General features: G+C 32.0%; 14 protein-coding genes and 1 pseudogene. 1 reads left to right on the top strand and 14 read right to left on the bottom strand.

Features of this window, described 5'->3' with window-relative positions; genetic code table 11:
* Positions 1 to 256: 256 nt before the first annotated feature.
* The 13 genes from COJ46_RS05825 to COJ46_RS05765 all read right to left on the bottom strand — a co-directional run bounded on the left by COJ46_RS05825 (position 257) and on the right by COJ46_RS05765 (position 10,870).
* On the bottom strand, positions 257 to 538 hold the full coding sequence (locus COJ46_RS05825; protein WP_097976592.1) for a hypothetical protein: 282 nt from the start codon (positions 536 to 538) through the stop codon (positions 257 to 259).
* Positions 539 to 684: 146 nt separating this feature from the next.
* Positions 685 to 2,013, bottom strand: a complete 1,329-nt coding sequence (locus COJ46_RS05820; RefSeq protein WP_098565743.1) for an LLM class flavin-dependent oxidoreductase — start codon at positions 2,011 to 2,013, stop codon at positions 685 to 687.
* A 14-nt stretch (positions 2,014 to 2,027) separates the two neighbouring features.
* Complete coding sequence (locus COJ46_RS05815; protein WP_097976595.1) at positions 2,028 to 2,561, bottom strand: GNAT family N-acetyltransferase; 534 nt, start codon at positions 2,559 to 2,561, stop codon at positions 2,028 to 2,030.
* A gap of 16 nt (positions 2,562 to 2,577) precedes the next feature.
* Positions 2,578 to 3,051, bottom strand: coding sequence for a DinB family protein (locus COJ46_RS05810; protein ID WP_097976597.1), 474 nt, complete (start codon positions 3,049 to 3,051; stop codon positions 2,578 to 2,580).
* 10 nt (positions 3,052 to 3,061) lie between these two features.
* The gene (locus COJ46_RS05805) at positions 3,062 to 4,228 is read right to left on the bottom strand and encodes an amidohydrolase (RefSeq protein WP_097976599.1); all 1,167 of its coding nucleotides are present in this window, start codon (positions 4,226 to 4,228) and stop codon (positions 3,062 to 3,064) included.
* Positions 4,229 to 4,253: 25 nt separating this feature from the next.
* Positions 4,254 to 5,264: an LLM class flavin-dependent oxidoreductase gene (locus COJ46_RS05800; protein WP_097976600.1), complete on the bottom strand. Its 1,011-nt coding sequence runs from the start codon at positions 5,262 to 5,264 to the stop codon at positions 4,254 to 4,256.
* 18 nt (positions 5,265 to 5,282) lie between these two features.
* On the bottom strand, positions 5,283 to 6,035 hold the full coding sequence (locus tag COJ46_RS05795) for an amino acid ABC transporter ATP-binding protein (protein WP_097976602.1): 753 nt from the start codon (positions 6,033 to 6,035) through the stop codon (positions 5,283 to 5,285).
* Positions 6,032 to 6,742, bottom strand: coding sequence for an amino acid ABC transporter permease (locus tag COJ46_RS05790; protein ID WP_097976604.1), 711 nt, complete (start codon positions 6,740 to 6,742; stop codon positions 6,032 to 6,034). Before COJ46_RS05790 ends, COJ46_RS05795 begins: the two co-directional genes overlap by 4 nt.
* Positions 6,739 to 7,521 carry an amino acid ABC transporter permease gene (locus COJ46_RS05785; protein WP_097976606.1) on the bottom strand — a complete coding sequence of 261 codons (783 nt, stop codon included), beginning with the start codon at positions 7,519 to 7,521 and terminating at the stop codon, positions 6,739 to 6,741. Before COJ46_RS05785 ends, COJ46_RS05790 begins: the two co-directional genes overlap by 4 nt.
* A gap of 26 nt (positions 7,522 to 7,547) precedes the next feature.
* Positions 7,548 to 8,363 (bottom strand): transporter substrate-binding domain-containing protein, encoded by an 816-nt coding sequence (locus COJ46_RS05780; protein ID WP_025569206.1) that lies wholly within the window; start codon positions 8,361 to 8,363, stop codon positions 7,548 to 7,550.
* A 28-nt stretch (positions 8,364 to 8,391) separates the two neighbouring features.
* Positions 8,392 to 8,937 carry an NADPH-dependent FMN reductase gene (gene ssuE / locus COJ46_RS05775; RefSeq protein WP_097976607.1) on the bottom strand — a complete coding sequence of 182 codons (546 nt, stop codon included), beginning with the start codon at positions 8,935 to 8,937 and terminating at the stop codon, positions 8,392 to 8,394.
* 238 nt (positions 8,938 to 9,175) lie between these two features.
* Positions 9,176 to 10,054 carry a LysR family transcriptional regulator gene (locus COJ46_RS05770; RefSeq protein WP_097976867.1) on the bottom strand — a complete coding sequence of 293 codons (879 nt, stop codon included), beginning with the start codon at positions 10,052 to 10,054 and terminating at the stop codon, positions 9,176 to 9,178.
* A gap of 441 nt (positions 10,055 to 10,495) precedes the next feature.
* A complete protein-coding gene (locus COJ46_RS05765; RefSeq protein ID WP_097976609.1) occupies positions 10,496 to 10,870 on the bottom strand; it encodes a hypothetical protein in 375 nt (124 codons plus the stop codon).
* 508 nt (positions 10,871 to 11,378) lie between these two features.
* On the opposite strand from COJ46_RS05765, the gene COJ46_RS05760 reads away from it, so the two are divergent.
* Positions 11,379 to 12,629, top strand: coding sequence for an MFS transporter (locus COJ46_RS05760; protein WP_176522546.1), 1,251 nt, complete (start codon positions 11,379 to 11,381; stop codon positions 12,627 to 12,629).
* 371 nt (positions 12,630 to 13,000) lie between these two features.
* On the opposite strand, the pseudogene COJ46_RS05755 reads toward COJ46_RS05760, so the two are convergent.
* A pseudogene (locus COJ46_RS05755) lies at positions 13,001 to 13,195 on the bottom strand (alcohol dehydrogenase catalytic domain-containing protein); the annotation flags it as partial.
* Positions 13,196 to 13,276: the final 81 nt, after the last annotated feature.

Here is a 13,276-nt window from a genome sequence, read left to right as displayed (position 1 = left end):
TGCTTGATTTGGTCTCATATTTGAAGTTCTACAGGGAATACCCTAAAAAATCACCCAAATTAATAGAGAAAATACAGGTAAATTGAATGCAATAACTTTAATTGAATACAGTTTTGTTACACTTATCATACCACCAAATGAGCTAAGTACGAATATTCGATTAAAATTGTAATTGTATCTGTTTCTTGTTCATGTTTACCGATTGTAACTTGAAAGTTTTTATAATCCTAATATGTGCGACAACCGTGGTTTTCCTTTAATTGCTGCTACCTGATGAATCGCCTGGTTGTTGATTGAAATAACCACCGCCACCATTTTGTGGGAAGCCTCCTCCATTTCGGAAGTTTCTCATCATTTCTGTTCGATTATTATTTTTATAACTTAAATAGCCAACTCCAATTAACGTAAAAATGCCAATTACTAAATTGATAACTAATAAAATAGAAATGACTTTAGGCGAAAACGCACCCATAGTTGAACGATTCTTCAAATTCGTTTTTTGATTTTTTTCTACTAAATTTGATTCCAAATCTTCCATCTTGATTCCACTCCTTAAATTCAATTAATTGAATTATGTAATAGAAACCTTAATTTTTACTTAACAACTAATTAATTTTGACTTTTTTAGAATAAAAATCATAAAAAAAACCACCTGTCTAAGATGGTTTTCGATAAATTTTAAGATTAGTTTTTAACTAGATTAGTAATATAACGATTTTGAGGAATTTGTAATCCTAAGTTTCCTCTCAAAGTAGACGATTCATATTCTGTACGATAGATTCCTCGTTCCTGTAATAATGGTATGACTTGTTCCGTAAAATCCTTTAATGCACTTGGAATTGCAGAATATACCATTAAACCGTCAGCTGCTTCCTGTTCATACCACTCTTGAATTAGATTAGCTATTTTTTCCGCAGTGCCAATAAATGCACTTCTAGGAGTAGCAGCTTGTAATGCTACCTGTCTAAGTGTTAAACCTTTTTCTTTCGCATCTTTCTTTATTTTATCTGTATTACTTCTAAAACTATTTTTCCCTAAATCACCAATATCCGGAAAAGGTTCATCTAAAGGATATTGTGAAAAGTCATGATGCTCAAAGAAACGACCTAAATAATCCAATGCATTTTCAATATTTGTTAAATTAACAAGATCTAAATATTTTTGCTCTGCCTCCTCTTCAGTTTGCCCAACTATCGGAGCAATGCCAGGGAAAATAACGATATCATCTTTTGATCTGCCGTATGCTACTGCCCGATCCTTTACATCTTTATAAAATTGCTTAGCTTCTTCTATATTATCATGACCAGTAAACACTGCGTCAGCTGCTTTAGCAGCTAATTCCTTACCGCTCTCTGAAGATCCAGCTTGAAACACTACTGGTTGACCTTGTTTAGAGCGTCCGATATTAAGAGGACCTTCTACTTGAAAATACTTCCCTTCATAATTTAATCTGTGTAGCTTTTTCGGATCAAAAAATACACCTGATTCTTTATCTCGAACAAACGCGTCATCTTCCCAAGAATCCCATAGACCTCTAGTTATTTCTAAGTGTTCTTCTGCAATTTTATATCGATCATCATGTGAAGGGTGACCATTTTTACTATAGTTTTTAGCAGAGCCTTCAAGTGGAGAAGTAACTAAATTCCATCCTGCACGCCCATTACTTATGTGATCAATTGACATGAATTGTCTCGCTACAGTAAATGGTTCACTATAAGTAGTTGAGAGCGTACCAACTAGGCCTATATTCTTTGTTACTCCTGCTAATGCCGATAAGATGGTAATTGGTTCAAAGCGATTTAAAAAATGTGGTATCGACTTTTCTGTTATATATAATCCATCTGCAATAAAAACTAAATCAAATTTTCCGTTCTCAGCTAATTTCACTTGCTCTTGGTAATAGGAAAAATTTACACTTGCGTCCGTTTGAACCTCTGGATGACGCCAGCCAGACATACTGCCTCCTACTCCATGAACTAGTGCTCCAAGCTTTAGTTTTTTTCTTTCTGTCATTTTTTTCCCCTCCATTAATTTAATAAAATTGCAGTATCTTTAATATTTAGTTCATAGCTTTTTACAAGTATATCTCCATTCATAAACTCATATTGTTTAGCTCGTTGAAACCCAATTTTTTCATATAAACTAATAGCAGATTTCATCATATCTGATGTATGAAGAACAATTCGGTCCGTTCCCCACTCTAATGAAAGATTGCAGCTTGCTTTAATTAATTCTGTCGCAATCCCTAATCCTCTTGCTTTAGGGGAAACACCTATTAAGCGAATAATAGGATAATTAATCTCTAACTCAGGCAGTCCATATGCTTTTTCAGCAGAGTCATAGATAAAACATGCACCTAATAGAACATTATCGACAATCGCAACAAGCTTTGTCTTAGTGTGGCTGTTATCAGTTGCATCAATAATACTATTTTTATAGTTTTCCCATTGTTCTTTTGAAAGAATAGCAGCATATTGTTCATACGCATCGATTAACACTTTTTTTATTTTATCTATTTCATTTGGTTGGGACTCTCTAATAATTAAACGATTTGAAGACATAGCCTACCTCCTCTAATTAAACTAAGCTGTATTCATACAAAATACGTTGTATTTGTTTTAAATGAAGATGAACATGTGAAATAAAAGATTTAATTATGTCTTCAACTGTAACGATTGCATTTTGAGGGTTTATTCCCCTCTTCTTCCAATCATCACTTGTTAGTCTTTTAAGCAATTGACTATTGTAATATAAAATAACACGATATGTTTCCAGTACGTCTGCAATATTTCCATCGTTTGCATATTGCCCTTCAATCCATTTATCTTGATCAAAAGCAGGTAATTGAACACTTGATCCAGCTAAAACCTCCCTTAGTCGAAAGTTCACTACAAATGCATGATCTAATAAATGAGTTAACACTTCTACAATACTCCACGATCTTTCATTTTTCTTCCAATGCAGTTTCTCTTTTGGAAGATTGAAAGTTTTTTCCGATAGTAAGTCATAAAGTTGATTAAATTCACTTAATTCAATTGATAAAGTACTCATCTATTTCCTCCTATATTTTGACTACACTTTTTGAAAGTTCATTCAGTATCGTGATCGAAAAATCTGTAAAAAATTTAATACTTAGCGGTATTGCATTCTCATCAAGATCAAATTTAGGATGATGCCACTCATATTTTCCTGAAGTTCCAAAAAATACGAATAAACCTGGAATCTCTTCTAAATAATAGGAAAAATCTTCACTTGCTGCAGATACAGACGGCTCAATTACATGTAAGCCTTGTTCAGTTGCTACATCTATTGCAATTCGTGCTAATTTTTCATCATTAACAACAGGGGGTGGACCAGGATTCCAAATTGTATGAACATCCGTTCTAAAAGCATCACCAACAGACTTACTAATTTCATTTAATCGATTTTGAATGTTCTGTCTGACTTCCATCTTAAAGGTACGAACTGTCCCACTAAAAACCGCTTTGTCTGCGATCACATTTGATGCTTTCCCACTATGGAATTTTGTTACACTTACAACTGCATTTTCAAGTGGACTAATATTACGGCTCACAATCGATTGAAGGGACGTAATAATATGTGATGCAGTAAGGATTGAATCTAGCCCTGCTTCCGGTACCGCTGCATGGCTAGATTTCCCATTTATTTCAACAGTAAATCCGTCGGCAGCTGCCATTAAAGGACCTGATTTTATTCCAATCGTTCCAACTGTTAAATCAGGTTTATTATGCATACCAATAATCACCTTTGTATCCTTTAATACATTTGTTTTAATAATTTCTAATGCACCTTTTCCAATTTCTTCAGCAGGTTGAAATAGAATCTGTACTTTTCCCGGCAGTTCACTTTCAATTTCCTTCAATAAAATGGCTGTACCCAAGATTGTAACTGTATGAAAATCATGTCCACAAGCGTGCATCTTATTTGGATTTTTTGATGAAAAAGGTAATCCTGTTTCCTCCTGAATTGGAAGTGCATCAATGTCCGCCCTAATTGCGATTGTAGGACCTTTTCGGTCATCACCGATTTCTGCAACAAGACCAGTTTTTAACGGTAAAGAAAGGATCCGTATGTTATACTCTGTTAAAAGTTGAACAAGTGTGGCTGTTGTTTCATATTCTTCAAACGCTAACTCTGGTATTGCATGTAAACTCCTTCTTATTTGAATTAGCTTTTCAAGTAGCGCATCAGATATCTCAAATTGCATGGTTTTCAACTCCTAAACTGTTAAGTCAAACTGTTATTTCTGTAAAAGCCTCTTTCATTAATTGCAGCGAACGAACTCTTCGTTCAAAATCTGGAATTAATGATGTGAAAATAAATTCATCAATACCGTATTCTTTTTGATATTCAAAAACTCTTTTTTGAAAAGTTTCTTTTGTTCCCTTAAGAACGTCTGCCTCTCGAACTTCTGTAGTATAAGTTTGGCCAGCTTGTTTAGCGTAAATCTCTGCTTGCTCAAGCGTGCCGACATTTATAATTTGCCCATTCCCTAATGTAACTCGCACAGTTTGTAATTGATCTGATAATTTTAGTGCTTCCTCTTCCGTTTCAGTCACAATCGTAGACAAGGCTAAAATAAACTTTGGTTTTCGACCACTTTGTTGATTAAAGGAATTATTATAAGCCTCGATCGCTTCCTTTGCTGCCACTGGGTCATTATTTATGAATAATGCAAATGCATATGGATAGCCCTTTTTAGCTGCAAATTTTGCACTTGATACACTTGTTCCTAATAAAAATAGCGGAACTCTAATCTGTGGTAATGGAGAAGCTTGTAAAGAATCAAACGAACTTACTTCTGAAGCACCCTGATATAAAAAATTTTCTAGTTCATCAATTTTCTCTTCAAGAGATTGAGGTTCTTTCAAGTTTTTTTGGAGCTCTTGGCTAGATTTTGGAAATCCGCCCGGTGCTCTTCCTATGCCAAGCTCTACTCTATTTGGTGACAAATTAGCTAATACATTAAAGTTTTCTGCTACTTTATACGGGCTATAATGCTGTAGCATTACCCCACCTGAACCAACAGCAATTCGTTCAGTTTTAGCAAGAATATGTGAAACAAGCACTTCTGGAGATGATCCAGCAATTCCTTGTGAATTGTGATGCTCTGATACCCAAAATCGGTTAAATCCTAATCTTTCAGCTTCTTTTGCTAGATTTATAGTGTTTATAAGTACTTCATTTGCAGTTTGACCAGGAAAAATAATACTTTGATCTAAGAATCCATATTTAAGTCCCATATTCTTTCCTCCATTTTTTTAAATATAGTACATGTCTTCCTCTGAAAATCGTTTTAAAAACTGAATTGTTCTTTCTTCTTTAGGTGATTGAAAGATAGCCTTGGGATTCCCTTCTTCAACAATTATGCCGCCGTCCATAAACACAACATGATTAGCAACATCCCTAGCAAATGCCATTTCATGTGTGACGATAATCATTGTAATTCCTTCTTTTGCTATTTTTCGTATAATCGCTAGTACTTCACCTACTAATTCAGGGTCTAAAGCAGAGGTTGGTTCGTCGAATAAAATGACCTCTGGATTTAAAGCAAGGGCCCGAGCAATTCCTACTCTTTGTTGCTGTCCGCCGGATAACTGTAGAGGGTAAGAATCTAACTTGTTTCCTAAGCCTACTTTCTCAAGTAATTCAGCGCTTTTTTTGTATGCTGCTTCCTTAGACCATTTTTTAGCTACTATTAATCCTTCCATTACATTTTCAACTACTGTTTTATTTTTAAATAAATTAAATTGTTGGAATACCATAGCAGTTTTCTGGCGCAATGAAAGAATTTCAGTTTTTGAAGTTTGACTAAAATCTACTTTAAAATCGTCTATTGTAATTTTCCCTTTATTTGGTTTCTCTAAATAATTTATACAACGAAGTAAAGTTGTTTTTCCTGATCCACTAGGACCTAGAATTGCGACGACTTCTCCTTTATTAACTGTTAAATCTATACCTTTTAACACATGATTTTTTCCAAAGGACTTTGTTACATTCGTTAAAGTAATCATTTCACTCCCCCTCGACTAAAGACGCTAAATCTCTTCTCTAATACACTTGTCATTCTTTCAATAACTAATGTAATTCCCCAGAAAATTAGTGCGGCTGCAATATATGCCTCAAAAAACTTCCAATTTGTAGAAGCAACAATTTGTGCCTTTGCATTTATATCTACAACAGAAACAATAAATGCCAAAGTTGATCCATGCAGCATTCCAATAAATGTATTTGATAAATTTGGTAAACTTACAGCGAAGGCTTGTGGAAATACAATTCTTCTTAGTGCTTGTGTTGTTGTCATACCAACTGAATAAGCAGCTTCAATTTGTCCTCGATCGATATTTGTAATTCCAGCTCTAACCACTTCAGATAAATACGCACCTGCTGTAATAGAAAAGGAAATAATTGCAAAAGCCGTCATAGGAATTGATGATGAATTAAAAGATAAATGATAATGTTTAGCAAGTGAATCTAATAGCATTGAGATTGAATAATAAATAATTAACAAGTGTGTAATCATCGGCGTTCCTCGAATAATCGTAACGTAACTAGATGCTGCCTGACTCAATATTGGAACCTTATAAATACGAACAATAGCCGTAAAAGTTCCTATTACAAATCCAATAAGGACTGACAAAAAAGTTATGAAAAGTGTAGTTGGAATTGCAGGTAGTATTTGTATAAATGCCTCCCAAATAAATGAGAAATCTAGTTTCATAATCTCGTACCTTCTTTCACAACAACGACATCACGATTCATTTTTCCAAATAAGTTACGGATTTTAAAAGTTTTTTCTTTCTTTTCAACACTTGTTCTTTCATATTTTCCAAATCGGTTTTCTAATAAGATAAATCCTTTTTCAAGAAAGACACTTAAAATAAAATAAACGAGAGCAAGGGCAAGATAGGATTCAATAAAATGACGATTTAGTAAACCTAATGTTTGTGATTGCCCTGTTAACTCCATTACCCCAAGAGTAAATGCTAATGATGTATCTTTTAGTGTTCCTATTAATAAGTTTCCTAAAATAGGGATCCATATTGCGAATGCTTGTGGTGCTATGATTCTCTTAAAAGCCTGATATCCGTCCATTCCAACAGAATAAGCTGCTTCAATTTGCCCTCTATCTACAGCACTAACTGATGCACGAATACCTTCTGAAATAAAAGCTGCACTGTGTAATCCGTATGTTAAAATGACAAAATATAAAACATCAATTCTACTAACATCTACTTCTACTAGTTTTAATAGCTCAGGTACGCCATAATAAATTAAAAATAATTGAATTAAAATAGGAGTTCCCCTAAAAAATGAAACATATATTTGCGAGATTCTTTGAAAAATTGGTACCTTATACATTCTAGGTAAGGCTACAAGTAGACCAACACCCAACCCTACTAAAATAGAACTCCCTACAATGATTAACGAAATCTTTATAAAAGGTAGTAATTTAATAAAATATTCAAAGATCAATCCAGCTTTAAAATCAGCACCCATTCTTTCTCACCCTTTTGGTTTTAGCTTTAATTTTCTGTAAAATCAGCACCTAACCACTTTTTGCTTAAGTTAGCAAGTGTTCCGTCAGCTTTTATTTTTAATAGTGCTTCGTCAATTGCATCTGCTAATTTTTGATCTTTTGTATCATTTTTTCTAAAGGCAAATAATACATCAGCCTCGGTTAAAGCTGGCCCTACTGCTTTCAATTCGCCTTTTGGATCAATCAAAGATAAGGTAAAATCTGCAGAGACTGTAGCATCTACACGCCCTGACGTAATTTGTTGTACAGTGTCATTTGCTCCACCATTTTGATAAACAATTTTAATTGCGTTATTATGCTCTTTATTATAATTTTCAAGAATTTGTGCTTCTGCACTTGTAGCTGTTGTTAATACCTTTTTGCCTTTTAAGTCATCAATTGATTGAATTGAATTATTACCTTTTGCAACAACGATTTTATTTTTCCAATGCGCATAAGCTTCTTTGTTAAATAAATACTTCTCTTCCCTCTCTGGATTTTTTTCAATTTCGTGTGCAACAAAATCTATTTTCTTAGTTTCTAGACTTAACAATAAGCTTGAAAATTCATATGTTTTTAAATCAAACTTGTATTCTGGTAATCTTTTATCAACTTCTTTTACAAGTTCAACATCAAAACCAGTTAGATTTCCATTTTTATCGATAAAGCACACATTTGGAAATTGTGTACCAGTACCTACAACAATTCTTTGAACTTTTGAACCAGTAGCTGTTGCTGCCTCTTTATCTTTATTTTTTAAAGCAAATGTAATGATTAAAACAACGACTGCCAAGGATACAAGTGTAATCACAAACTTTTTCATTCTCAATTCCTCATTTCTGATAATTTTTTTAGGGTCTTACTGCTAGCCAAATTAATTCTTCTGATAATTCTTCAGTTGCTTTATTTAGTCTTTCTGTTAATTCATTAGATAATAAAAAATGATTTTGATAATCTCTTATTACCCAATCATCAATTGCATAAACACTAGAAACAAATTGATTTCCCCCAAGAACAGAGAGGACTGGTTTTAATGCATAATCTAAACTAAGTAAATGGGCAATTGTACCACCGATGAAGATAGGAAGCACAACTTTATTTTTCAAACCATTCTGGGGAATTAAGTCTAAAAATATTTTTAATAAACCTGAATATGAGGCCTTATAGACAGGTCCAGCAATAACAACCCCGATTGAATTCTCAATTTTATTAAGGGCTTCTTTAATTTCTTCATTATTAAAATCGCTCTTAATTAAAGCTTCCGCTTGTAAATCCCCAATATTTACTTGGCATACTTTAACACCTTCTTTGGTCCATTTTTCTTTTACAAATTGGAGTATGCCATTCAATCTTGAGTTTGGTGACGAACTAGCTGAAATAATGACGATTTCCTTCAATGATTTCCCTCCTCATCTCTTAAAACCAATATTTCTTATTGGTTAACTAGGAATTAATTGTTATAAACTTTATCACTGACAGAATATTTAGTCAACGTAATTTCCAATAGAAGTTTTCTATCGTTTAATTAAATATTTGAATTAGCTCATTAATTTTATTGATCCTTTCAGTACGATCTAGTTGATTGTCAAATGTAGATGCCCCCAATTGTTATATCCTTATAAAAAAAAGAGTTGGTTATTTCACCAACTCTTTGCTTAATTCAACTATTTCATTCATTAAATCTGTATACTCTCCACGATTACAGAAAATATTTGTTTGGAGAAAAATCCCCTTTGTTTCTTCAATATGTATTGGAAATAGTATTCCTTCTTTAGCTTCTTTTTTGACACTGATACTAGGCAAGAAAGCAATTCCAAATTGTTCTATTATAAGTTTTTTTGCCATCTCCGAACTATCAGTATGAATCCTAAAATTTGGAGGAGCCTCTAGATTTTCAAATAAACGATGAATTCTAAGCCAATCTAATGAACCGCATTCAAAGAAAATAAGATTTTCCTGAGCGATATCTTGAATTGTGATTGATTTTTTTGAAATAAATGGATGATCTTTATAAACATAAAGTGTAATTGGATCTTCAAATAATTTAATTGATTGTAAGCTAGGGTGACTAGTTTTCCGAACAAAACCTATATCAATTTCATTATTTAACACCTTAGTAATTAATTCATCACTCTTACCTGTAATAACTTTATAATGTATATCATCATTACTTACCGAAAGTTTGGGCAGAATTTCTGAAATAACATAGTTTGAGACCGAAACAGTGCATCCAATTTTCAATTCATTATTATGGGATTTTTTTTGATTAATGTGCATCTTCCCTTTTTCGTATATATGAACTAATTGTTGAGCATACGGTAAGAAGCGTTTACCCTCTTCTGTAATATTAACTTGTTTACCGGAACGGTGAAAAAGCTGACAATTTAATTCTCTTTCTAACGATTGAATTCTAGCTGTAACAGTTGGTTGTGATAGAAAAAGTGATTCTGCAGCTTTGTTAAAGCTACCATAGTGAATTACATGGATAAACGCTTCTATATTTTCAATATTAATTTCTTTCACATCCTTAAAAAACAGTTTAGTTATATTCATTTAATATTCATCTTTATTCAATTCGGAGGATTCTATTTTACTACTCATTTTTTAAAATATTATCATTAATAAAGTCTATTAGAATATGTTATTTTTATATTTTAATCATTACATATTCTTTGAAGCTTCATAAAATCCTTTTTTATATACTACATTCTGAACTATTTTAGTTGATGATTCAGTTTTCTTAAATAGAAACTTTGTTGTACAAAATTATATATAACTATTCAAGATGATTAAAAGAAAACCCAAGTTCTTATATAGAACTAGGGCTATTTAGTAGGAGCAGACTCCCTGTTTTATTAATATAAGTCGATAAATTAGTTTTTAAAATTATTAATAGATAAGCATAATAAGGACAAAAAATAGTGGAACTCTAATTAGTTATTATTAAATAAAAATTTACGATAATTTAACTTTTCGAACTACTTGGATTTTGACGTGTTTAGGTATATCACCTTTAATCGTCACTTCTCCATTGGATAAAGGAATTTTTGCACCCCATCCATTTTTGAATTTTTTAATTTTTACACGAAGTAATCTTATTTCCACCTGACCTAATCCAGATTTGTTTTTTACTTCTAATTCTGTTGTTTTCGCATTACCAATATTATGTAGAAGTAGTTTTACTCTGATTAGAGGTTCTTCATCGCTTTTTACGATTACATATGCGTTTCCTTGTTCATCCTCTTTAAATTGGTCGTAGGTTACTGAAAAACCTTTTGTACTTAAGTAAATTTCTCCATCATCATTTACTTTGTAAACTGGTGAAAACATATGTCTCTTCTCCTTGCCGTATATTCTTAATTATGTAAAATAAAGAAAACTTCGATTGACCAGCCTTTTAGGCGAAGTCAGACGTAATGCAATTGCCTACTACGCTCGCGTACTCATCATCATAGTGAAATAAAAAATTGACGATGAAATAATTGGGATTATTTTTACGTCAATTCTAATATTAGTATGGCTTAACTATTAAAAAATGTTCTTTCCAATATTTAATATGTTTTAAATATTAATCTTAGTACATCAGACAGATTATTCTATTTTATTAAAAATTATTATAAAATGCAATTTTAAAACTCTGAAATTAATAGCTAATTTTTGGAAATTTTCGTTCAAATTAAAGCCATTATTTTACATTAAAACTTAGTTCTAAAACATAGAATTTAATGAATAAATATGCTATTGTTCTAATGAATTATTTAAAAATTTAAAATCAAATATTCTATTTTGAATTTTGTTTAAAATTAGGAAATTAATAAAAAGGAAGAAGGAACGTCAGTTGATTTACAGTAAACAAGATGTGCTACACAATGAATCCCAGAGCATTAAAAATGGAGCTGCATCTACAATCGCAATCAGTTTATCAAATAACTATTTTATATTGTTTGCTATTGCAATTTTAGGTGCTACCAATTATCAAGTTGGTTTAATTTCTTCCTTACCTTCAATCGTCGGAATGGCCGCGATGCTCCCAGCTGCTTTTATGGTTAATAAGCTAGAAGAAAAAAGAAAATTCACTGCCTACTCCATTTTCTTTACACGTTTTTTTCTATTAATAATGGTTTTTCTTCCATTTGTTAAATCAGAGCATATCGCATGGTTTTTTGTTATTTTAATTGCATTAATGAATTTTCCAGGTACATTTCTGAATTTAAGCTGGCAAGCATTTATTGGTGATTTAATTCCAGCAGATCGTCGAAACACATTTTTTGGCAATCGAAATAGAATACTAACCTTTACAGGAATGATTGTAACGCTTGTAGCAGGAATATGTATGAAATCCATCAGCCCAAAAAGTGCCCTTCCATATCAATTACTTTTTTTATTCGCGTTTATATTCGGAATGATTGAGTTCTTTTATATATTGAAACATAAAGAGGAGAAGCAAAAAATTGAAATTTCAAATCATTATTCTCCTTTTTCAAAACATCTTTTTCAGTATAAACCCTATATCTCATTTTTAGTTTGTGCACTATTTTTTAACTTCGCATGGCAAATGGCATGGTCTTTATTTTCGATCTATCAAATAAGATTTGCTCATGCAACTGCTTTCTGGATTAGTTTATTTACTGTAAGCAACCAACTTTCACAAATCGTTAGTTTTCGTTGGTGGGCAAAGATGGCGAATCGTTATAGTAATACTCAATTATTAATTTGGATTTCAATCGGAATGGCATCTGCACCTATTTTAAATATTTTATCAACAAATTATGTATACCTATTTATTGTAAACTTTACATCAGGATTTTTTGTATCTGGTACAGTTTTAATACTTTTTAATAGCTTACTAGAAGCTACAGAAGAAGAACATCGCACTTCCTATATTGCCAATTATAATTTCTTACTTTCAATCGTTGCCTTCATCGCTCCACAATTTGGTGTTTTTTTACTTGAATCATTCAGTATGAATATTGCCATGATTATTTCAACGATATTCAGAGGATTGGCGGGAGTATTCTTTGGCGTGATGGCCTATAAAATGGCACATTCAAAACAATTAGATTATAAGCAAAATAAAATATCTCTGTAGATAAATCTAAAGGAGTTCAAACTATTGAACTCCTTTTAGAATTTTAGATGATAATAATGATTTTAATGTTAATATGTTTGAACGGTTTTATATTATTAACAAATTTTAGTAATTGTTTATTATTAAGTAGATAAAAATATATAAGAGCTAATTTTTAGAAAAACAAGTTCAAACGATTATTTAAAAAGTTGATGTTTGATTTTAATTGACCTTAAACTGATTAATAAAGAACTGTTAGGTTACTCTAAGTAAAGGCTATTTGATTAGGATTTATTGCATACTTTTTTTGATGAATAAGTTGAATGGAACGAAGGGGTACTCGTACAATATGGACAAGTTCCACATGCTACAGTAAATGGAATTACAACTCAGTCCCCTTTTTTTAGATTAGTAACACCCGGGCCAATTTCTTCGACTATTCCCATTGGATCATGTCCAATAATATAGCCTTCTTTTATTGGAAAATTGCCTTGATAAAGATGTAGGTCAGATCCACAAATTGCTGTTGAAGTAATTTTAATAATGACATCTTCTTTATCCTGAATTTTTGGGTCATCTACTTTAATCGTTTTTACATTATAATGCCCTTGATAAGTAACCGTCTCATAGTACCCTCCTAAATTTAGGTCATTTTTATATCGTTACCT

The sequence above is a fragment of the Bacillus sp. AFS077874 genome (assembly GCF_002566505.1).
Lineage (GTDB): Bacteria > Bacillota > Bacilli > Bacillales > Bacillaceae_G > Gottfriedia.
This window is presented reverse-complemented; position numbering and strand designations above follow the sequence as displayed.

Excerpts from the sequence above, each read along its gene's own strand:
- COJ46_RS05790 (WP_097976604.1), bottom strand. The coding sequence starts at position 6,742 with ATGAAACTAGATTTCTCATTTATTTGGGAGGCATTTATACAAATACTA.
- COJ46_RS05795 (WP_097976602.1), bottom strand. The coding sequence starts at position 6,035 with ATGATTACTTTAACGAATGTAACAAAGTCCTTTGGAAAAAATCATGTG.
- COJ46_RS05800 (WP_097976600.1), bottom strand. The coding sequence starts at position 5,264 with ATGGGACTTAAATATGGATTCTTAGATCAAAGTATTATTTTTCCTGGT.
- COJ46_RS05780 (WP_025569206.1), bottom strand. The coding sequence starts at position 8,363 with ATGAAAAAGTTTGTGATTACACTTGTATCCTTGGCAGTCGTTGTTTTA.
- COJ46_RS05815 (WP_097976595.1), bottom strand. The coding sequence starts at position 2,561 with ATGTCTTCAAATCGTTTAATTATTAGAGAGTCCCAACCAAATGAAATA.
- COJ46_RS05805 (WP_097976599.1), bottom strand. The coding sequence starts at position 4,228 with ATGCAATTTGAGATATCTGATGCGCTACTTGAAAAGCTAATTCAAATA.
- COJ46_RS05820 (WP_098565743.1), bottom strand. The coding sequence starts at position 2,013 with ATGACAGAAAGAAAAAAACTAAAGCTTGGAGCACTAGTTCATGGAGTA.
- COJ46_RS05825 (WP_097976592.1), bottom strand. The coding sequence starts at position 538 with ATGGAAGATTTGGAATCAAATTTAGTAGAAAAAAATCAAAAAACGAAT.
- COJ46_RS05810 (WP_097976597.1), bottom strand. The coding sequence starts at position 3,051 with ATGAGTACTTTATCAATTGAATTAAGTGAATTTAATCAACTTTATGAC.
- COJ46_RS05785 (WP_097976606.1), bottom strand. The coding sequence starts at position 7,521 with ATGGGTGCTGATTTTAAAGCTGGATTGATCTTTGAATATTTTATTAAA.
- COJ46_RS05765 (WP_097976609.1), bottom strand. The coding sequence starts at position 10,870 with ATGTTTTCACCAGTTTACAAAGTAAATGATGATGGAGAAATTTACTTA.